20 protein-coding genes are annotated in these 18,816 nt (G+C 72.4%); 9 read left to right on the top strand and 11 right to left on the bottom strand.

Annotated features, from left to right (window positions below):
* The first annotated feature begins 67 nt into the window (after window positions 1–67).
* Window positions 68–1,378 carry an HEXXH motif domain-containing protein gene (locus NAG42_RS15940; RefSeq protein ID WP_250031066.1) on the top strand — a complete coding sequence of 437 codons (1,311 nt, stop codon included), beginning with the start codon at window positions 68–70 and terminating at the stop codon, window positions 1,376–1,378.
* Window positions 1,379–1,382: 4 nt separating this feature from the next.
* On the opposite strand, the gene NAG42_RS15935 is transcribed toward NAG42_RS15940, so the two are convergent.
* The 5 genes from NAG42_RS15935 to NAG42_RS15915 form a co-directional block, all read right to left on the bottom strand.
* On the bottom strand, window positions 1,383–2,360 hold the full coding sequence (locus NAG42_RS15935) for an AraC family transcriptional regulator (RefSeq protein WP_250031065.1): 978 nt from the start codon (window positions 2,358–2,360) through the stop codon (window positions 1,383–1,385).
* Between the two features lie 4 nt (window positions 2,361–2,364).
* Window positions 2,365–3,177, bottom strand: coding sequence for an NmrA family NAD(P)-binding protein (locus NAG42_RS15930; protein ID WP_250031064.1), 813 nt, complete (start codon window positions 3,175–3,177; stop codon window positions 2,365–2,367).
* Between the two features lie 68 nt (window positions 3,178–3,245).
* Window positions 3,246–3,626 (bottom strand): SPW repeat domain-containing protein, encoded by a 381-nt coding sequence (locus NAG42_RS15925; RefSeq protein WP_250031063.1) that lies wholly within the window; start codon window positions 3,624–3,626, stop codon window positions 3,246–3,248.
* Between the two features lie 25 nt (window positions 3,627–3,651).
* Window positions 3,652–4,602: an alpha/beta fold hydrolase gene (locus tag NAG42_RS15920; RefSeq protein ID WP_250031445.1), complete on the bottom strand. Its 951-nt coding sequence runs from the start codon at window positions 4,600–4,602 to the stop codon at window positions 3,652–3,654.
* A 5-nt stretch (window positions 4,603–4,607) separates the two neighbouring features.
* Entirely contained in the window at window positions 4,608–5,018 is a 411-nt protein-coding gene (locus NAG42_RS15915) for a cupin domain-containing protein (protein ID WP_250031062.1), read from the bottom strand.
* Between the two features lie 95 nt (window positions 5,019–5,113).
* On the opposite strand from NAG42_RS15915, the gene NAG42_RS15910 reads away from it, so the two are divergent.
* Window positions 5,114–5,836, top strand: a complete 723-nt coding sequence (locus tag NAG42_RS15910; protein WP_250031061.1) for a hypothetical protein — start codon at window positions 5,114–5,116, stop codon at window positions 5,834–5,836.
* Window positions 5,837–5,912: 76 nt separating this feature from the next.
* Here NAG42_RS15910 and NAG42_RS15905 read toward each other — a convergent pair whose 3' ends face one another.
* Together NAG42_RS15905 and NAG42_RS15900 are read right to left on the bottom strand one after the other, a co-directional pair.
* Window positions 5,913–6,686: a TIM barrel protein gene (locus NAG42_RS15905; protein WP_250031060.1), complete on the bottom strand. Its 774-nt coding sequence runs from the start codon at window positions 6,684–6,686 to the stop codon at window positions 5,913–5,915.
* A complete protein-coding gene (locus NAG42_RS15900; protein ID WP_284045409.1) occupies window positions 6,683–7,669 on the bottom strand; it encodes a Gfo/Idh/MocA family oxidoreductase in 987 nt (328 codons plus the stop codon). The genes NAG42_RS15905 and NAG42_RS15900 overlap by 4 nt, the downstream gene beginning before the upstream one ends.
* 493 nt (window positions 7,670–8,162) lie before the next feature.
* Here NAG42_RS15900 and NAG42_RS15895 point away from each other — a divergent pair, with 493 nt between their 5' ends.
* Window positions 8,163–9,206 (top strand): LacI family DNA-binding transcriptional regulator, encoded by a 1,044-nt coding sequence (locus NAG42_RS15895; RefSeq protein ID WP_250031058.1) that lies wholly within the window; start codon window positions 8,163–8,165, stop codon window positions 9,204–9,206.
* Between the two features lie 31 nt (window positions 9,207–9,237).
* On the opposite strand, the gene NAG42_RS15890 is transcribed toward NAG42_RS15895, so the two are convergent.
* Window positions 9,238–10,011, bottom strand: a complete 774-nt coding sequence (locus NAG42_RS15890) for a hypothetical protein (RefSeq protein WP_250031057.1) — start codon at window positions 10,009–10,011, stop codon at window positions 9,238–9,240.
* A 60-nt stretch (window positions 10,012–10,071) separates the two neighbouring features.
* Window positions 10,072–10,263, bottom strand: coding sequence for a hypothetical protein (locus NAG42_RS15885; protein WP_250031056.1), 192 nt, complete (start codon window positions 10,261–10,263; stop codon window positions 10,072–10,074).
* 64 nt (window positions 10,264–10,327) lie between these two features.
* Here NAG42_RS15885 and NAG42_RS15880 point away from each other — a divergent pair, with 64 nt between their 5' ends.
* The 4 genes from NAG42_RS15880 (at window position 10,328) to NAG42_RS15865 (ending at window position 14,674) form a co-directional block, all read left to right on the top strand.
* Complete coding sequence (locus NAG42_RS15880; protein ID WP_250031055.1) at window positions 10,328–10,729, top strand: TIGR03618 family F420-dependent PPOX class oxidoreductase; 402 nt, start codon at window positions 10,328–10,330, stop codon at window positions 10,727–10,729.
* Between the two features lie 63 nt (window positions 10,730–10,792).
* Complete coding sequence (locus tag NAG42_RS15875) at window positions 10,793–10,984, top strand: hypothetical protein (protein ID WP_250031054.1); 192 nt, start codon at window positions 10,793–10,795, stop codon at window positions 10,982–10,984.
* A 77-nt stretch (window positions 10,985–11,061) separates the two neighbouring features.
* Window positions 11,062–11,829: a hypothetical protein gene (locus NAG42_RS15870; RefSeq protein WP_250031053.1), complete on the top strand. Its 768-nt coding sequence runs from the start codon at window positions 11,062–11,064 to the stop codon at window positions 11,827–11,829.
* A gap of 103 nt (window positions 11,830–11,932) precedes the next feature.
* The gene (locus tag NAG42_RS15865; protein ID WP_250031052.1) at window positions 11,933–14,674 is read left to right on the top strand and encodes a peroxidase family protein; all 2,742 of its coding nucleotides are present in this window, start codon (window positions 11,933–11,935) and stop codon (window positions 14,672–14,674) included.
* Here NAG42_RS15865 and rox read toward each other — a convergent pair.
* Together rox and NAG42_RS15855 are read right to left on the bottom strand one after the other, a co-directional pair.
* A complete protein-coding gene (rox, locus tag NAG42_RS15860; RefSeq protein WP_250031051.1) occupies window positions 14,655–16,097 on the bottom strand; it encodes a rifampin monooxygenase in 1,443 nt (480 codons plus the stop codon). The genes NAG42_RS15865 and rox overlap by 20 nt on opposite strands.
* Before the next feature lie 16 nt (window positions 16,098–16,113).
* Window positions 16,114–17,052, bottom strand: a complete 939-nt coding sequence (locus NAG42_RS15855; protein WP_250031050.1) for an LLM class F420-dependent oxidoreductase — start codon at window positions 17,050–17,052, stop codon at window positions 16,114–16,116.
* 83 nt (window positions 17,053–17,135) lie between these two features.
* On the opposite strand from NAG42_RS15855, the gene NAG42_RS15850 reads away from it, so the two are divergent.
* Window positions 17,136–17,675: a TetR/AcrR family transcriptional regulator gene (locus NAG42_RS15850; RefSeq protein ID WP_250031049.1), complete on the top strand. Its 540-nt coding sequence runs from the start codon at window positions 17,136–17,138 to the stop codon at window positions 17,673–17,675.
* 50 nt (window positions 17,676–17,725) lie between these two features.
* Entirely contained in the window at window positions 17,726–18,814 is a 1,089-nt protein-coding gene (locus tag NAG42_RS15845; RefSeq protein ID WP_250031048.1) for a M15 family metallopeptidase, read from the top strand.
* The last annotated feature ends 2 nt before the right edge of the window (window positions 18,815–18,816 follow it).

Below are 18,816 nucleotides of genomic sequence, written 5' to 3'. Positions count from 1 at the left end.
CTGTATCTGCCCCGATCCGCAGAGTCGCACTGCGCCGCATCCGTCAGTACTACTACGATCTGTCAATATGTCGACTGTGCAGGGGGCCGGTCACAACCCGCCGGCCTTCACCGTTCCGGTCGGCATTCTCGACTCGATCGCCCGTGGTGGCGGCGGTTCCGCGCTCACCGAGCTGAGCAGGGCCCAGCACAGCAAGGCCGTCCTGCTGGTGCGGGCGATCGCCGAGCTCGGCTCCCGTCCGGGTCCATCGTGGGCAGCCGATGTGGCGGACTCCTATCAGGCGCTGCTCGCGGTGGCCGATCAGGCTCCGGGGGCCGTGCGCGAGGTGCTGGTTCACCCGTCCGTGCTGGGCTGGGCCATGTCCACCACCGTCCGGCTGCACGGTGGCCTGCCCGCCGAGCCCGGGGTGCTGGCTCAGATCGGGGCCGCGGCGGCGCTGCGGGGCCGGGCCGCGTTCGCCTTCACCGGTCGCTCCGCGCCGGTCGACCCCGGTGGCCTGGCCCTGCCGTCGCTCGGCTACCTGCGGCAACCACCGGCCGGCGACGGGCTCGACCTGCGGATCGAGGCCGGCGGTGGGGGGATGTGGCTGAACGGCGTGCCCGTGGCGCGCGACCGCGAGGGCCTGCCGACCGGTCCCGGCTGGCGGCCGCTGCCCCGGCTGCAAGTGGACGCCCGCTGGCCGGTGCAGGTGGACGGGGTGGCCTCGCCCCTGCCGGGCCCCGAGCCGCTGCTCGACGCGGCTCAGGCCGCCCGGTGGCGCGACGGGCTGGCCGGCGGCTGGCGGATCCTCGCCGCCGACCACCCCGGCACGGCCGCGGACGTCGCCGCGGTCGTCCGGACCGTGCTGCCCCTGCCGTCGCCGCCCGAGGGCCACGCCAGCGGCACCTACCGGCACGCGTTCGGATGCATCGGCATGTCGGTGCCGCGCGAGCCGACGCTGACTGCGCTCAGCCTGACCCACGAGCTCCACCACCTCAAGCTGTCCGGCCTGACCGACCTCTTCGAGCTGATCGAGACGTCGGCCGTCCTGGGTTACGCGCCCTGGCGGGACGACCCACGACCGGCCATCGGCCTGCTGCACGGCGCCTACGCCCACCTCGGGGTCGCCGCGTTCTGGCGGCGCCGGGTCGGCGCCGAGCCGGGCGCGGTGGCCCGGCACGACGCCGGCGTCGAATACGTCCGCTGGCGGGAGGCCGCTCTCACGGTGTCAGACGACCTGCTGGCCACCGCGCCGCTCACCGCGCTCGGCCGGCGTTTCGTCACCGGCATGCGCGCTGAGCTGGCGGGATGGCGGGCCGACCCGATACCGCGCTCGGTGACGGCCGAGGCCGCGCGCCTCAACGACGAGCACCGGGCGCTTTACGGCCCGGCTGCTTGACGGCTCAGCCCAGTCGCACGACGCGCGGCAGCGGTGCGGCCTGCGGCGCCATCGCGGGCCGGCGGCGGTATTCCTGCGGGCTCACGCCCCGCTCGCGCTTGAACGCCGTGCTCAGGGCGAACGCGCTGCCGTAGCCGACCCGGCGGGCCACCGCCTCCAGCGTGGCGTCGCCCTGACGGAGCAGGTCGGCCGCCAGCGTGAGCCGCCAGCCGGTCAGATAGGCCATCGGCGACTCACCCACGACGTCGGTGAAGCGGCGCGCCAGCGAGGCCCGGGAGACGCCGGTGCGGGCGGCCAGGGAGGCGACGGTCCAGGCGTACGCGGGATCGTCGTGGATGAGGTGCAGGGCGGGACCGACCACGGAGTCGGCCTGCGCCCTGGCCCAGCCCGGCGCCTCGTCGGCCGGGGCGGCCAGCCACGACCGCAGCACCGACACCAGCACCAGGTCGAGCAGGCGGTCGAGCACCAGATCCTGGGCCGGCTCGGTGCCGGTCATCTCGCGTACGAGAAGCTCGATCAACGCCCGGTCACCGGCCTCGGCCGGGCGGATCAGCAGGCCGGGCAGGGCGTCGAGCAGGCGCCGGCTGACCTCGCTGTGCATCTGATAGGTGCCGCTGATCATCACGGTCGCGCCGTCGGCGGCCGCGCCCCACGTGCGCACGCCCTGGCCGGTCATCGTCATCTCGGTGCCGTCGACCGACTCGCAGCGCTGCCCGGGGTGGATGACGATCTGCGGTGCGGTGCCGGGGGAGTCGGCCACCTCATACGGCTCGGTGCCGGTCACGACGGCCACGTCACCGGGCTCGATGCGGACCGGGGCGGCGTCCCGTTTCAGGATCCAGGCCTCGCCGCGGACCAGCGTGATCAGCGACAGCGGCGAGCCGTCCTGGATCCGCAACGACCACGGCGGATCCAGGACCGAGCGCAGCAGGAACGCCCCGCGGGCCCGAGGCCCGTCGAGCAGGCCGGTCAGCGCGTCCATCCGCTCACCGTACCGGCGCCGCGCCCCACACCCCGGTCGCCGCCGCCTCGGTCGCGTACTCGGCGAAGCCACGCGCCGCCCGGCCGAGCGCCTCTTGCACCCCGTCGGCCGGTTCCGCGTTGCGGCCGTCGAGGATGCCCCGGAACATGTCGCCCAGCTCGACCGGCAGCCCGGCGTCGCGCAAGATGCCCTCGTACTCCTCGTGATCGACCGCCGTGTAGCGGATCGTCCGCCCGGCGGCCCGGCTCAGCTCCGCCGCGACCTCGGTGAACGTCAGGGCCCGGGGACCGGTCAGCTCGTAGCGCCGGCCCCGGTGCCGGGGATCGGTCAGCGCGGCGGCCACCACGTCGGCGATGTCCCCGGCGTCGACGAACGGCTCGGCCACGTCCCCCGCCGGAAGCCGGATGTCGCCCCCGGCCGCCGCCCCGGCCAGGAAGTCCTCGCTGAAGTTCTGCGCGAACCAGCTGCAGGCGACGATCGTCCACCCTGTGCCCGCGTTCTGCACGCGCAGCTCCGCCTCCCGGGCGAGCGGCTCGCCGCGGCCCGACAGGAGCACCAGCTGCTCGACGCCGCGCCGGGCGGCCAGCTCGGCCAACGCCCCCACCCGGTCCGCCGCGCCGGGCAACCCGAGGTCGGGATAGAAGGTGAGGTAGGCGGCCCGCTGCCCGTCCAGGGCGGGCTCCCAGCTCGATTCGTCGTTCCAGTCGAACCGCGTCGCGCTGTGCCGCGAGGCGACCCGGACGTCGATGCCCTGCCGCCGGAGGCGGTCGGCCACCCGCCGTCCGGTCTTGCCGGTTCCGCCGATGAGAAGTGTCATGCGTTCAGTACAGCGGCGCTCGGTGAGACGGTGAATGGCTCAGAGGCGCGCCCGCATAAGCGAGACGCTCATCGAGGCCGGGCGGTCAGCCCGTTCACCACCGACAACAGCACCACCAGCACGCCGACCAGCAGGCCGTTCCAGGCCACCCCGTGCTGCTCGCTGTAGCCGAGGACGAAGGGCGCCGCGATCAGCCACCCGCCGACCAGCGCCCCGGCGACGCTCAGCAGCAGTGACCGCCCGGGCCGGACCACCTGGGCGACGCTCAGCGCGATCAGCAGCGCCCCGGCCACGACGTCACTCCACCACGGGTAGACGCCGTGGTCGATGACCACCGGGGTGATCACCAGCCACAGCCCGCCGAGGCCGACGAACGCGCTCGGCGTCAGGACGATGTCGCTGCCGAGCCGGCGCGCCACCCGCGACCCCACTGCCTCCTCCGCCGGCATGTCCCATCCTCCTTCACCAGGCCCTTCATCCACCGTCCGGCGAGGGCTTGGCGAAGTCCCGGCGAAAAGATGACAGTCCCGTGACGTTCAGTGACCCCACTTCCCGTACGGCGTCCGCGAACGCGCCGGGGGCCTCGCGCGGCAAGTTGTGGCCGGCGTCGGCCACCCGGTGATGAACGCGCGGGCCGGTGAAGTGAGCCGCGCTCGGTCCGCCGTCGGTGGGCGGGAAGTTGCCGTCGGCGGTGCCGTCCAGCGTCACCGCGGGCACGGTGATCGCCGGCCGGCCGGCCAGCGCGGCCTCGGCTCGGGCGTAGGCGGGGGCGCCGGGCGCGTGGCCCAGGCGATGCCGGTACGAATGCAGGACGACGTCGACGTAGTCGGGGTTGGCGAAGGCCTCGGCGGCCCGATCGAGCTCGCCCGGGCCGAACGTCCACTTCGGCGAGTTGCGCCGCCAGATCACCTCGGCGATGCCGCGGGCGTCCGCGGTCAGGCCCGCGCGGCCGCGCTCGGTGAGGAAGTAGAAGAAATACCAGAAGCCGGCCTCCAGATCGGGACGCAGCGGGTGATCGGCCGAGCTCAGGTCCTGGATCAGGTAGCTGTTGACCGAGACGATGCCGGAGACGCGCTCGGGGTGCAGGGCCGCCGCGACGCACGCCGCCCGGCCACCCCAGTCGTACCCGGCCAGGACCGCCCGATCCACACCGAGCGCGTCCATCAGCGCGACGGCGTCGGCGCCGAGCGCGGCCTGCTGACCGGAACGCGGCGTGTCCCTTGCCCGGAAGCGGGTCGGTCCGTGTCCGCGCAGGTAGGGCACGATCACCCGGTGGCCGGACGCGGCCAGGGCGGGCGCCACGTCCACGTAGCTGTGGATGTCGTAGGGAAACCCGTGCAGCAACAGGACGGGCGGCCCGTCGACCGGCCCGTCCTCGTGGTACGCCACGTCGAGGACGTCGGTCTGGACGTGCCGCACCGCCATCCGGGTCACCGGCCGCTCCCGGCGCGGCGGTCCCGGCGGGCGGCCAGCTCGTCGTCGTCCACCAGCACGAGCATCGGCTGGCCGGGCGCGCAGAGCATCGTGACCGTGAACCGCACCCGCACGTCGTCGCGGGCGTTGCCGTCGGAGTAGTGGATGACGTCGCCGCCCGGCTCCCAGAACGCCTCGCCCGCCTTGACCACCCGTGGTGCCTCGCCTTCCAGCTCGAACAACATCTCACCCTCGAGCACGACGCCGAACGCCGGACCGGGGTGCCGGTGCGGCGGGGCACCGGGGTCGCCGGGCGGATATTCGACGACGATGGTCATGGCGTGCGCACCCTCCGGGATGAAGGGCGGCTGCGCCTCCTGCAACACCGTCACCGCGGTCTGCCAAGCGCTGGATCGTGTCCCACTCATCGAGGTCCTCCTCAACTCGTCCGCTGAACCACCAGCTACGACCACCGGAGCGCCCGCGTTGTGACAGGTGGGGCCGGGCGGGTATAGGTCAGGGAGTGGAAGACGACTCCGGGCCGGTGCTGGCCGCGATCAGAGCTGCCTTCGGGACCAGTACGCGGCTGTCCGGCCTGGCCCCCGACCTGGTGGTGACCGATCCCGACGGCTGGCACCGGGCGGCCGACCTGACCGGCGCCGGCATCGGCCTGCTGGCCGCCGCCGGGCAACGTCACTGGCCCGGGCCGCCGCACGTCGCCGCCGCGCTGAGCTGGAAGGCCTACTCGTCCTGGCTGGCCGTCCCGGTCGCCTTCACCTGGGTGGCCGCCCACCGGGTGGCGCGGGTCGCCGCCTCCGACGTCCTGGTGCGGTTCGACGCCCGGCCGGCCCCGATCTGCCTGGGCCTGAGCCGGGCCGGGCTGGAGTCGGGGCCACCGGCCGACGAGGCCACGCTGCGCCGGGTGCTGCTCGACGAGCATGTCGACCCGTTGCTCGACGCGGTCCAGCGCACGGTCCGGCTCAGCCGCCGGCTGCTGCTGGGCTCGCTGGCCGCGGGCATCGCCCACGCCACCAGGCACGCGGTCCGGGTGGTGCCGGGCGCGTCGCCCGACGCGGTCGGGACCCTGCTGGCCGCGCTCGGTGTCGACCAGCTCGTCGAGTGGGCCGCCGACCCGGTCGGCCAGATCACGGTGCGCCGGCGCACCTGCTGCCTGGCCTTCACCCTGCCCGAGCCGCGGTTCTGCACGGACTGCTGCTATTCAGCGCCACAGCGAGCCCGAGTGTGACGGCGGCGGGCCGTGACCCGGGCGGGCTGTGACCTGGGCAGGCTGTGACCCGGGCGGGCCGGGACCGGGGGTCGGGTCAGGCGGCGGTGAAGGCGTCGCGGAACCGTGCCAGCGCATCCTCGGGTGGACCCGACGCCCAGCCCTCCAGGGCGACCACGCCGTCGTAGCCAAGTCGTCGTAGCGCCCGGGCCACGGCCGGATAGTGGACCTCCCCGGTCCCCGGTTCCTGCCGCCCCGGAACGTCGGCGACCTGGATCTCCCCGACCCACGGCAGGGCCCGCTCGACCAGCTCCACGAGGTTCCCCTCGCCGATCTGGGCGTGATAGAGGTCGAGGTTCAGGCGCAGGTGCGGGCTGTCCACCGCCTCGACCAGGGTCACGGTGTCGGCGGCCCGCGCGAACGGCACGCCCGGATGGTCGACCGCCGTGTTGAGGTTCTCGAGAGTGAAGACCCGGTCGGCGCGCTCGCCCAGTTCGGCGAGCCGGGTCAGCGTACGGGCCGCGGTCAGCCACATCGCCGGGGTGACCTGAGCAGAAGGCACCACCGGCAGGCCCCGGTCGTCCAGGCCGGTGCCGTGCAGGTTGAGCCGGGCGCAGCCGAGCCGGTCGGCCGCCTCGAGCGACAGGCGAGCGGTGCGCACGAGCTCGTCGGCGCCGTCCTCATCGGCCAGAGTGCCGCCGAGATAGCCGGTCATCGACGAGATCGTGACGCCGGTCCCGGCCAGCGCGTCCAGGTCCTTGGCGGCCCACCCCCAGATCTCGGCCTCGAAACCGAGCTCGCCGATGCGCCGCACCCGCTCCTCGATCGGCAGCTCGAGAAAGACCATCTCGGCACACACAGCAAGCCTCACTTGCGCACCTCGACGGCGGTGCCGGTGCGGGCGGACTCCACGGCGGCCAGCGCGATCGCCAGGGCGGCCCGGGCGTCCTCGCCGGTGACCAGTGGCGGCCCGCTCCGACGGATCGCCTCCACGAAGGCGGCCAGTTCGGCGGTGTAGGCGTCGGCGAAAAGCTCCTGGTCGCCGCGAACGGTCTCGACCATCCGGCCGGCCGGCCCGGAGAACGTCATGCCGGTGCGACGCCCGTCGCCCATGGTGACCATGCCGCCCGAGCCGAGCACTTCGCCGCGCACGTCGTAGCCGTAGCTCGCCTCGAAGCAGGCCTCGGCCGTGCCGATCGCCCCGTTGTCGAAGCGCACGGTGACCACGGCGGTGTCAAGCAGCCCGCGGTCGCGCCAGTCCGGCTCGACCAGGGCGTCGGCCGCCACGAAGACCTGGGTGGCCTCCGCCCCGGGGTTGAGGAACCGCAGGGTGTCGAAGTCGTGGATCAGCGTCTCGAGGAAGATCGTGCCGGGAGCCACCCGGGCGGGGTCGAAGCCGCCCGGGTCCCGGGTGATTGACCGCAGCAACCGCGGGGTGCCGACCTGGCCGGCGTCGATCATCGCGCGGGCCGCGACCCAGTCGGTGGCGAACCGCCGGTTGAAGCCGGTCTGCAGAACCACCCCGGCGGCTCGGGCGGCGTCGATGACCCGGTCGGCGTCCTCGAGACTGGTCGCCATCGGCTTCTCGCAGAAGACGTGCTTCCCGGCCTGGGCCGCGGCGACGGCCAACCCGGCATGCAAGCGCGCGGGAGCTGCGATCACGACGGCGTCCACGTCGGAGTCGGCGAATACGTTTGCCGGGTCCGCATACCAGCGCTCCGCGCCCAGTGCCCCGGCTGCCCCCTTGATCGGGTCGGCCACCGCAACCAGCCGCACACCCTTCAGCCGGCGACTCACCGTCTCCCCGTGGAAAAGGCCCATCCGCCCGGCTCCGATCAGAGCAACTCCTACCATCTCACATCCTCCACCTGGAACGTTCCAGCTAGTAGCCATCGAAATTCTCTTCAGTCAGATCCGGCGCCAGCCCTGGAACGTTCCAGATCGGGTCGCTACGGCGGGTCGTACGCGGCGGTCCCATCGCAACTGGGGAATCCGGATCGCAATGAGGAATCCGGGCTAGGCCGAGCGCCCCCGGGCAGCGGGCCGCCCAGTCCCGCGCGGAGCGCCCGGCCGGCTCTCCTCGCTCGGCATGCCTTCATGGCGACAGGCAGCCGTCCGATCCTTGGATGCGTCGAACCTCGTCGGCGATGACAGCGAGCCGGGTGGCTTCGGGCAGCTCGGCCCGCGGTGCATTGCCGGTTGCGTGCTGGTCGAGGATTCACGGCGGGTTGGCGTTGAGTTTGGGGCCGGTCTGGAACGTTCCAGCTCGATGCAGCTTGCTGGACGGTTGGGCCGCGGGTCAACCTGCGGGCTGGAACGTTCCAGATGATGCGATTACGCTGAGCGGGTGCGCGACGAACGCAGGGCCACGCTCACCGATGTGGCGAACCGGGCTGGAGTCTCGAAGTCCCTGGTGTCACTTGTCATGCGCGACGAAGCGGGGGCCAGTGCCGAGACCCGGCGGCGGGTGCTGGAAGCCGCCGGCGAGCTCGGCTATCAGCCTGACAGCCGGGCGCGGCTGTTGCGTAGTGGGCGCAGCCGGCTGCTCGGCGTCGTGTTCGGCATTCAGCATCCGTTCCACGCTGACCTGGTCACCGGGCTCTATACCGCGGCGCGCGAAACCGGGTACGAACTCGCGCTGAGTGCGGTGACGGCCGAGCGTGACGAGTCCGAGGCGATCACCGGGCTCCTGCAGGACCGTTGCGAGGCGCTGATCCTGCTCGGCCCGCAGTCCACCGTCGCTGATCTCACCCGGCTGGCCGCTCGGCTTCCGGTCGTGGTGCTGGCCCGGGCGGTACGCCAGGCCGACATCGACGTGATCCGCAGCGCCGACGCCGAGGGACTGAGCCTGGCGGTCGACTACCTGGTGGGGATGGGGCATCGGTCGATCGCGCACATCGACGGCGGGCGGGCTCCCGGTGCCGCCGACCGGCGGCGCGGCTACCGGCAGGCGATGCGCGGCCACGGGCTCGGCGACCAGGTGCGGATCGTCCCGGGCGGCCTCACCGAGTCCGACGGCGCCGCCGCGGCCCGCACCCTGCTCGACGCCCGGCCGACCACCGTCTCCGCGACTCGCAACCCGGTCGACACCCGGCCGACCGCCGTCACTGTCTTCAATGACCGCTGCGCCACCGGCGTCCTCGACGTGTTCGCCCGCGCCGGCGTCGGCGTGCCGGAAGCGGTGAGCGTCATCGGCTACGACGACAGCACCCTGGCCCGCCTCGCCCACGTCGACCTGACCACGGTCGCCCAGGACGTCGTCACGATGACGCATTCGGCGGTGGCCCGGGCGATCGACCGGGTCGAGGGCGCAGCGGTCGACCACCGCGAACTCGTCATCCCACCCCGCTTGGTCGTCCGCGGCACGACCGGCCCGGTCGAGGCCAACTGATCGACGGTCGCCGGCCGAGATCGCGGCGGTGTCACATGGCTGGGACGGCCACTGCGCGGCGGGTGGCGGGGGAGACGCTGCGGCGGCGGGGGATCAGCAGTTCGAGGGAGGCGGCCTGGGCGGCGGCGGTGACGGCCTCCTCGCGGAGGCTGAGGCCGGCTCGGCGGGCGGCCTCGGCGTCGCGCCGGGCTGTGCGCTCGGCGGTGATGGCCTGCTCGTAGCGGTGGCGCAGCCAGGCCGCGGAGGCGCGGGCGATGACCAGCTGCTGGTCGACCGGGTGCAGGCGGGCGTCCCAGCCGTTGGTCTCGGCCAGGGCCTCGGCCACCGCCTCGGCCGGCAGCTCGCCCCGGCCGGCGGCGGCGGTGACCTCACTGTGCAGGTAGCGCTGGCGAGCCGCGTACTCCTCGCAGGTCCGCACCGACCAGGGCGTGCCCCACGCGGCGGCGGAGGTCGCCGTGCGCAGGCGGGCGTCGGCGTCGAGCCAGGCCTGGTAGGCGTCGTTGAGCTCGTCGCCGGCCCGCTCGCTCAGCTCCTGCCAGCGCTGGGCCGCCGTCTCGGCCCGGTCGGCGGCGACGCCGACCTCCTCGGCCCAGCGTGCCGCCTGCTCGGCCTCGGCGGCCCGGCGGCGGACGAGCTCGCCCCGCCCGCGCAGGACCGCGACGAACTCCTGCGCCGCGCGCCGGGGGCGGCGCATCGCCTCGGGGCTGCCCAGCAGCAGCAACGCCGGGAAGGTCAGGAGCATCAGCATGGCCCAGATGGCCATCGGGGCCGGCTCGGTGAGCAGCATTTCGGCAACCACGTTCATGTCTGATCCGTTCGTCCGCGAGACAGTCCAGGGGAGGCTGTGACCGCCGGAGGACGACGGTCAGGCGGACGCGACGGGCGGCGCGCGGGAACCGCGGACACCCGCGGTGAACTGCGAGAAGAGGTGAGGCGCGCGGTCGGCGACGGGCGGCTCGGCCGGAGCCGGGGCCGGGGGCGGCTCGAACGACACGCGGCTGCGCAGGAGCACAACGACGATCATCATGATCGCCGTCAGCACTGCAGCCGTCACCATGTGTCCACCCTAGCCGTTCGCGCGGGTGCCCGCCCAGGCGCCACTCCGGGCGTACGGTGGGGAAGTGACGATCTTGCCCGAGGGCCTGCTGAACCTGCTGCGCGGCCCGAGCCCATGCTTTCTCGCGACCACCGACCCCGACGGGTCCCCGCAGCTCACCGAGGTCTGGGTGGACACCGACGGCGAGCACATCGTGATCAACACGGTCGAGGGCTTCCGTAAGGTGCGCAACATCGAGCGGGATCCGCGGGTCTCCGTGGTGGTCGCGAATCCGGGCCAGGTGTCCGACTACTACTCGGTCAAGGGGCGGGTCGTCGACGTGACTCCCAAGCGCGGCGCCGAGCACATCGACGAGCTGGCGCAGAAGTACCTCGGCCGGCCGTATCCGTGGTTCGGCGGGCGCGACCAGGTGCGCCTCATCGTGACGATCGCGGTCGACAAGATCGTGCACGCGCCGTACGCCTGAGCCGGATTGTTTCGGCTGAAGATCTTGGGGGTAGGTGGGCGGAAACCGGCACAAGGAGACCAGATGCCCGCGCAGAGCCTGCCGTCCGACCCGGACAAGTACCCGCCGCTCGACCCCGGGGCGCCGATCCCGGACGACCCGGGCGAGCTGGAGCCCGGCAGCCCGGACCCGTTGCCCCCGGCGCCGGTCGAACCGGTCGTCGAGCCCGACGTCGAACCGTCGCCCGAACCCGGTGGGGTGCCCGAGCCCGCTTGAACCCCGCTGGTACCTTCGTCGCCGCCACCAATCGGCACGTGCCGATCAGGGCGACGAATTTCGGGGGAAACATCATCATGAAGGTCAAATTCACCGGCGCGGTGGTCGTGTTCGCATCGACCGCCCTGCTGGCCACCGGTTGCGCAGGTCAGGACGACGACAAGGGCGCGGCGGCGCCCGCCGCCCCGGCGACCACGTCGGCCGCCCCGGCCGCGCCCACCACCAACGGGGTCGAGGCGCTCGAGGCCCAGCAGATCCTCGACAAGGCGAAGGCGGCCCTCAAGAAGGCCGGCTCGTTCCACATGAAGGGTGACATCGTCACCGACGGGGACAAGATGGGCCTCGACTTCAAGACCGACAACGGCGACATCAAGGGCAAGCTGTCGATGGGCGGCCCGAGCGTCGAGCTGCTCGAGGTGGGTCAGAAGCGGTTCATCAAGCCCGACGAGGCCTTCTGGGCGATGACCAGCGGTGGCAAGAAGCAGGGCGCGGCGGCGGCCGAGCTGGTCGGCGACCGCTGGGTCATCATCAAGGCCGGCGACAAGGACATGGGTGACATGTTCGGCTTCTCGGACATCGACAAGATGCTCTCGGCCGACGGCAAGGTCACCAAGGGCTCGGTCAAGGACGTCGACGGCAAGCCCGCGATCGGCCTGATCGACAACTCCGAGGACGGCGGCACGCTCTGGATCGCCACCACCGGTGAGCCCTACCCGCTGCGCATCGAGGGCAAGGACGCCGCCGAGGGCGGGCTCGACTTCACCGAGTTCGGCGAGGAGTTCGCCGACATCGTGGCGCCGGCCGCCAAGGACGTCGTCGACATCGAGAAGCTGTCGGGTAAGTAAGCCGACAGTCCTCCGGGTGCGCGGCGCCACTAGGGTTTCGGGTGGCCCGCGCGCTCGGGATCCGCTCGGCGTCGCGGCCGCTCAGTCCTGAGTGGAGGGCGCGATGACCACGGTGGCCAAGCCTCAGTGGCGTGAGACCTTCCTGGGCGGCTCGGCCGAGGCCGAGCGGCGCCTGTTCGGCGTGCTGGCTCGGCAGATCATGCTGACCCAGCTCAGGAACCGCCCGGCCCCGGGCCGGCCGATCGTCGCCGGCTTCCAGGCCAAGGGCACCTATGCGGTCGACGACGCCCAGCTGCGCTTCTCGGACGAGCTCCCGCCTGACCTGCGGGTGGGATTCGCGCAGCCGGGCGCCGTCCACCGCACCGCGGTCCGCTTCAGCAACGCCGAGGGCCGGCTGCTCGACGACCGCGAGCCCGACCTGCGCGGGGTGGCCCTGCGCGTCGCGGTGTCCGCCGACGAGCACCACGACCTGCTGATGACCAACGCCCCGGTGTCGCATGCCCGCGATGCCCGCCAGTTCACCGAGTTCGCCGTGGCGACGGCCGGCGGTGGGGCGGGCCGATACACCGGGCTGGTCCGGCTGGCGCTCGTGCTGGGCCCGGGCGAGACGCTGCGAATCGTGCGGAACGTCGTGGCCGCCCGGCGCCGGATCACCAGCGTGGCCACCGAGACCTACTGGAGCCGGACGCCGATCACCTGGGGGGAGTCGGTCGCCGTGCAATATCTGCTGCGCCCGGCGCCGGACGCGCCCGCCGGGGGAGAGCAGGACGGTCCCGACTTCCTGACCACCGAGATGGAGTCCCGCCTGGCCGCGGGCGACGTGCGGTTCGAGTTGTGCGTGCAGCGCTTTCGCAGTCCACATGAGACACCGATCGAGGACGCGGCCGTTGACTGGCGTACGCCGTCAGCACCACCCGAGCCGATCGCCGTGCTCACCATCCCGGCCGGCTCGTGCGACAACCCGGTCGTGCACGCGATGCGCTTCAACCCGTGGAACACCACCGCCGAGTTCCGCCCGCTGGGCAACCTCAACCGGGTGCGCAAGGCCGCGTACGACGCCAGTGCCGCCCACCGTGACCGGCAGCGCTGGCTCACCGAGGTGCCGGCGCGTAACCGGATCGCCGGCGCGGCCATGCGGTCGGTCTTCGGTGTGGTGAACCGTTTCCGCCCGTGGCACCGCCTGCCCGACGCGCTCGCCCTGCTCAACCTGGCCGCGCTGCGCGACGTGCTCCGTCGCGACAACCTGCTGGACACCGGCACGCACGAGGCCCCTCCCCGCGTACGGGAAGTGCCTTCGCCGATCTGGGCCGAGGACCAGCGATTCCGTACGCCGGACGGCCGTTTCAACGATCTGTCGGAGCCCGGCATGGGTGCGGCCGGGGCCGGCTTCGGTCGTAACGTGCCCGCCGACGACCGCCCCGAGCTGCACGACGAGCCCAACCCCGTGGTCGTCAGCCGCGAGCTGCTGCACCGCGAGCAGTTCCGCCCGGCCACGACGCTCAACATCCTGGCCGCCGCGTGGATCCAGTTCCAGGTGCACGACTGGGTGGTGCACGCCCGTCACCCGCTCGGCGTCGACGACGTCCGCGTCCCACTGCCACCCGGCTCGCCCGGCTGGGCCAGCACTCCCGGCGGCCCGCTCGAGCCCGAGATGCGCATCGCCGGCAATGTCGTCCCGTTCGCCAACGTGGCCTCGCACTGGTGGGACGGCTCCGAGCTCTACGGCACCGACGTGTTGCTGCGTGACGGGGCCAAGCTGCGGCTGACGCCCGAGGGCTACCTGCCGGTCGACGTCAGCGGCTCCGAGATCACCGGCTTCAACGAGGCCTGGTGGCTGGGCCTCAGCAGCATGCACACGCTCTTCGCCCGCGAGCACAACGTGCTGTGCGACGAGCTGGCGGAGCGCCATCCCGACTGGGACGACGAGCGGCTTCACCAGACCGCCCGGCTGATCGTCGCGGCCGTCATTGCCAAGATCCACACCGTCGAGTGGACCCCCGCGATGCTGGCCACAAATGTGCTCGACCGGGCCATGAACGTCAACTGGAACGGCGTGCCGCCCGACGACACCCTGAGCCGTCTGGGTCTGTGGCTCACCGATGCCAACGCCCTGCACGGCATCCCGGGGACGACGCCCGACCACCACGGCACCCCGTTCTCGCTCACCGAGGACTTCGTCACCGTCTATCGCATGCACCCGCTCATCCCCGACGACTACACGTTCCGCAGCGTGACCGGGGCCGACCTCGGCCCCCGCAGCTTCGCCGACCTGCAGGGGCCCAAGGCCGACGACGAGCTGCGCGCGATGGGCCTGAGCACGGTGCTTCACTCGTTCGGCATCGCCCACCCCGGCGCCATCGCGCTGCACAACTACCCCCGCGCGCTGCTGCGCCTCGAGCGCGCGGGCGAGCTGATCGACCTGTCCGTGGTCGACCTGGTCCGCACGCGTCGCCGCGGAGTTCCGCGCTACAACGACTTCCGGGCCGCGCTCCACCTGCCCCGCGTCGAGCGGTGGGAGGACCTGAGTCAAGACCCCGAGACCGTACGCCGATTGCGCACCGTCTACCGCAGCGTGGACGAGGTCGACACGATGGTCGGCCTGTTCGCCGAGACGCCACCCGACGGGTTCGCGTTCTCCGACACAGCTTTCCGGGTCTTCATCCTGATGGCCTCGCGGCGCCTGCAGAGCGACCGTTTCCTCACCGTCGACTACCGCCCCGAGATCTACACCCAGTTCGGCCTCGACTGGATCGCCGCCACCACCATGGGATCGCTCATCAACCGGCACTGCCCCGAGCTGGCCGCCGTGGTGCCGGACAACGCCTTCAAGCCCTGGCCGTCGTGACCCTCGCGCCGAACCATCGGGCCAGCGCGACCTCGAGCGCCGGCTGATCGTCGCCGGCCCACGCGACGTGCCCGTCCGGCCGCAGGAGGACCGCCGGCGCGTCCAGCCCGTCAGCGGTGTCGGCGACGTGGTCGACCCGGTCGGCCCAGCCGTCCGTGGTGAGCTGTCCGGTCCGATCGAGCAGCAGTCCGCGGCCGGCGCGCATCAGCTCGTAGAGCCGCCCGTGCCTCAGCGGAAGGTCGCGCAGCCGTCGCCCGACCAGATCCGGGCCGTCCCCCAGGTCGTACCGGAGACCGATCGCCGTGATCTTCTCGATCAGGAACCGATTGACGTCGTCGAAGTCCATGAGTTGCGTCAGCAACCGCCGCACCGCCTGCGGTCCGGGCTCGTTGGTGGTCAGCTCCATCTGGGCCCGGGTGGTGTTCAGCACGTCGGCCGCGACCGGATGCCGCTCGGACTCGTAGCTGTCGAGCAGGTCGCCCGGCGCCCAGCCGCCGACCGCCGCCGCCAGCTTCCAGCCCAGGTTGAACGCGTCCTGGATACCCAGGTTGAGCCCCTGCCCGCCGATCGGCGGGTGGACGTGCGCGGCGTCCCCGGCCAGGAACACCCGGTCCACCCGGTAATGCTCGGCCTGGCGGGTCGCGTCGCCGAACCGGGACAGCCAGCGGGGGGAGTGGACGCCGAAATCAGTGCCGGCGTATTCGCGCAGCTGGTGCCGGAACTCCTCAAAACTCGGCGGCGCCGAACGGTCCTCGGCCACGTCGCGCGCCGGAACCACCGCGCGGAACACTCCCGGCCGTCCCGAAGGCCCGATCCCGAAGCGCTTCTCGGTCTTGCGGACCTCGGTCACCACCTCGCGGAGCTCGTCCGGGGACGCCGTGACCTCCATCTCGCCCAGCAGGGTGTCCTTTGTCGACGGCTCGCCCGGGAATCCCACGCCGAGCAGCTTGCGGACCGTGCTGCGCCCGCCGTCGCATCCGACGACATACCGCGCCCGCACCGGCTCCGAGGTCCCGAGGTTGACGGTCACGCCGTCGTCGTCCTGCGCCAGGCCGGTCACGGTGCGGCCGCGCCGGATCTCGGCGCCGACCACGGTCGCGTGCTCGGCCAGCAGCCGGTCGGTGCTGGTCTGCGGGATGCCGAGGACATAACCGTGGGCGGTGTCGAGCCCGGGGGGAGCGGGCTTGTCGATGCCCGCGAAGAACCCCCGGATCGGGTGCTTCGTGCCGTTCTCGAGGAACCGCCCCAGCAGCCCGCGCTGGTCCATGATCTCGATGCTGCGCACGTGCAGGCCGAGCGACCGCACGTACGGCGGCGGCTCGTTGTCCTTCTCCAGCACGAGCACACCGACGCCGTGCAGCCGTAGCTCGCCGGCCAGCATCATCCCGGTCGGCCCGCCACCGACCACGATCACGTCGGACACGGATCCCCCCGAGGCGTTACGCCACCACGGGCTTGAGCGCCGCGCCGACCGCGGAGACCACGCCGGGGCGGTGGCCGTTGCGGATCAGGTTGATGCAGACACCGTCGATGCCGGCGCCGATGACGCGTTCCTGGATCTGCTCGGCCACCTGCTCGGGGGTGCCGAGGAAGGCCCGGTTGCGACGGTCGTCGGGGATCGTCGCGCCCAGTTCCTTGGCCTCCTGCTCGTTCTCGCCGACCATGCCCATGACCAGGAAGCTGGTGGCCAGCGTGGCCGGGTCGCGGCCGATCTCCTCGCACCGCTGCCGCAGCACCGACACCTTGTGGGCCAGGACGTCCAGGTCGCAGATGATGTTCATGTGGTCGGCGAACCGGGCGGCCAGCCGGAACGTCTTCTGCTCGCCCGAGCCGCCCAGCATGATCGGCAGGTCGTCGCGGACGCGGGGGTTGTTCATCGCGCCGCGGGCCTGATACCACGTTCCGTCGAGCGTGCCCGTCTCGCCGCGCAGCATCGGCGTGATGATCGTCAGCGCCTCCTCGAGCCGCTCGAAGCGCTGCCCGAAGGTGCCGAACTCGAAGCCCATGTCGTGGTGCTCCCGCTCGTACCAGCCGGCCCCGATACCGAGGATCGCGCGCCCCTTCGACACCACGTCGAGGGCGGTCACGGTCTTGGCGAGAAGGGCCGGATTCCGGTACGTGTTGCCGGTGACCAGCGTCGACAGCTGAACCGTGGACGTGGCCGAGGCCAGCGCGCCCAGCGTCGTGTACGCCTCGAGCATCGCTGCCTCGGGCTCGCCGATGCCCGGCAGCTGATAGAAGTGGTCCATCACCAGCACGGTGTCGAAGCCGGAGCTCTCGGCCTCGCGCGCCTGCGCCACGACGGTGTCGAACAGGTTCTCGTTCGGCACGCCGGGATAGCTGAAGTTCGGAATCTGATACCCGAGCCGGATGGTCACAATTTCCCCTGTCGATGTAAGAGGTCTCTCACTTCCGTTAATGTAAGAGCCTACTCACATGGACGCAACCCGGGAGGGGGAACATGGGCTACCACCACGGTGATCTTCGCGCCGCGCTGATCCGGACCAGCTTCGACGTGCTCGCCGAGGGCGGGCCGGAGCGCTTCTCGGTCGCCGCCGTCGCCCGCCGCCTGGGCGTGAGCTCGGCCGCGCCGTATAGGCACTTCCCCGACCGCGACCATCTGCTCAGCGCCGTCTCGGCCACCGCCGCCCACGACCTGCGGGCCGCGATCGCCGCGGCCGTCGCCGCGGACCCGGCTGACGGCCTGGGTGCGGCGGCCGGGGCGTACGTGCGATATGTCGTCCGCACCGGTGCCGGCATCCACGTCATCTTCGCCGCCGAGCTCTACGCCGTGCCCGACGACGACCGGCGCGAGCAGACCCGGGCCCTGATGACGACGATGCTCGAGCTCACCCGGGCCGATGTCCGCCTGCTCGAAGCCACCCTCGCCGTCGCCCACGGCTACGCGTCCCTGGTCGCCCAGGGCTTCTTCAGCCAGGGCCCGGACACCGTCGACGAGGTCGCCGGCCGCGCCGCCGAGGCCGCACGCGCACTTCTTTAGCAACCGGCGCGCACCGGGCGGGGCACCCCGGGCCCCGGAGTCTCTTCCGGGTGACGACACGACAGGAACTCCGACCGGATCCGCGGATTCGCTCCCGAGCCCGCCGGGCCCTCACCGCTCCCCTCGTCGCGGCTCTGGCCGTCGGCCTGGCCGCCACCGCCAACCCGGTGCCGGTCCAGGCCGCGCCGCCCGCGGTGGGCGCCGAGTGGACCTCATTGATGTACCGCAGCCTCACCCGCCAGAAGACGCTGGCCACCCTGCGCGAGAGCCTGGTCGTGCAGCAGACCGCCGTCGTGACCCGCACCGCCGAGGTCACCAAGGCCACCGCCGCCAGCGCCACCGCCCAGACCCGGCTGACAACCGCCACAACCGCCGCCGCCACCGCCCGTACCCGGCTGGCCACGGCCCACACCGCCCTGACCACCGCCCAGCAGAACCACAGCAAGGCCACGAAGAAGCGCCCGGTCAACAAGGCCGCAATCACCAAGGCCAAGAACGCGGTCACCGCCGCCACCAAGACTCTGACCCTGCGCCGGACCCAGTCCCAGCAGGCGGTTTCGGCGCTGACCACGGCCCAGACCACCGCCCGTACGGCGGCCACGGCGGTCACCACCGCGACCACGGCCCGCGACTGGGTGGTGTCCGCGGTGGCGGTGACCCAGAACCGGATCGCCACGCTGCCCACGGCCGGCGCCTATGCCGACAAGGCGGCGACGGTGAGCAAGGACGTGGTCAACCAGACGCGGACCTCGTTCGCGGTCACCGACACGGTCACGGTGTACGGCACGACGGTGCACTACACCGTCTCGTACGCCTTCCGGCGCCTGGTTGACGACGCCAAGGCCAACGGCATCGCCATCTCGGGCGGCGGCTTCCGCACCAGAGAGCGCCAGATCGAGCTGCGTAAGATCAACGGCTGCCCGGACGTCTGGACCGCACCGTCGACGTCCTGCCGGGTGCCGACCGCGATCCCGGGTCGCTCGCTGCACGAGCTGGGCCTGGCCGTCGACATCACCTCGGGTGGCAAGAGCCTGACCCGCACCAGCCCGGCCTTCAAGTGGCTGGTGCTGCACGCCAAGGCGTACGGCTTCGTCAACCTGCCGTCCGAGCCGTGGCACTGGTCGATCACCGGTAGCTGACC

It is taken from the genome of Paractinoplanes maris, assembly GCF_023544465.1.
GTDB classification, from domain to species: domain Bacteria; phylum Actinomycetota; class Actinomycetes; order Mycobacteriales; family Micromonosporaceae; genus Actinoplanes; species Actinoplanes maris.
The sequence above is the reverse complement of the archived record's forward strand: the minus strand, read 5'-3'. Positions and strand labels throughout refer to the sequence as shown.

What these genes read in the sequence shown, in the direction of transcription:
- NAG42_RS15900 (WP_284045409.1), bottom strand. Translation starts at nt 7,669, where the DNA reads ATGGTAGGAGTTGCTCTGATCGGAGCCGGGCGGATGGGCCTTTTCCAC.
- NAG42_RS15935 (WP_250031065.1), bottom strand. Translation starts at nt 2,360, where the DNA reads ATGGACGCGCTGACCGGCCTGCTCGACGGGCCTCGGGCCCGCGGGGCG.
- NAG42_RS15885 (WP_250031056.1), bottom strand. Translation starts at nt 10,263, where the DNA reads ATGGTGACGGCTGCAGTGCTGACGGCGATCATGATGATCGTCGTTGTG.
- NAG42_RS15890 (WP_250031057.1), bottom strand. Translation starts at nt 10,011, where the DNA reads ATGAACGTGGTTGCCGAAATGCTGCTCACCGAGCCGGCCCCGATGGCC.
- NAG42_RS15940 (WP_250031066.1), top strand. Translation starts at nt 68, where the DNA reads ATGTCGACTGTGCAGGGGGCCGGTCACAACCCGCCGGCCTTCACCGTT.
- NAG42_RS15875 (WP_250031054.1), top strand. Translation starts at nt 10,793, where the DNA reads ATGCCCGCGCAGAGCCTGCCGTCCGACCCGGACAAGTACCCGCCGCTC.
- NAG42_RS15850 (WP_250031049.1), top strand. Translation starts at nt 17,136, where the DNA reads ATGGGCTACCACCACGGTGATCTTCGCGCCGCGCTGATCCGGACCAGC.
- NAG42_RS15925 (WP_250031063.1), bottom strand. Translation starts at nt 3,626, where the DNA reads ATGCCGGCGGAGGAGGCAGTGGGGTCGCGGGTGGCGCGCCGGCTCGGC.
- NAG42_RS15915 (WP_250031062.1), bottom strand. Translation starts at nt 5,018, where the DNA reads ATGAGTGGGACACGATCCAGCGCTTGGCAGACCGCGGTGACGGTGTTG.
- NAG42_RS15865 (WP_250031052.1), top strand. Translation starts at nt 11,933, where the DNA reads ATGACCACGGTGGCCAAGCCTCAGTGGCGTGAGACCTTCCTGGGCGGC.
- NAG42_RS15920 (WP_250031445.1), bottom strand. Translation starts at nt 4,602, where the DNA reads ATGGCGGTGCGGCACGTCCAGACCGACGTCCTCGACGTGGCGTACCAC.
- NAG42_RS15870 (WP_250031053.1), top strand. Translation starts at nt 11,062, where the DNA reads ATGAAGGTCAAATTCACCGGCGCGGTGGTCGTGTTCGCATCGACCGCC.
- NAG42_RS15930 (WP_250031064.1), bottom strand. Translation starts at nt 3,177, where the DNA reads ATGACACTTCTCATCGGCGGAACCGGCAAGACCGGACGGCGGGTGGCC.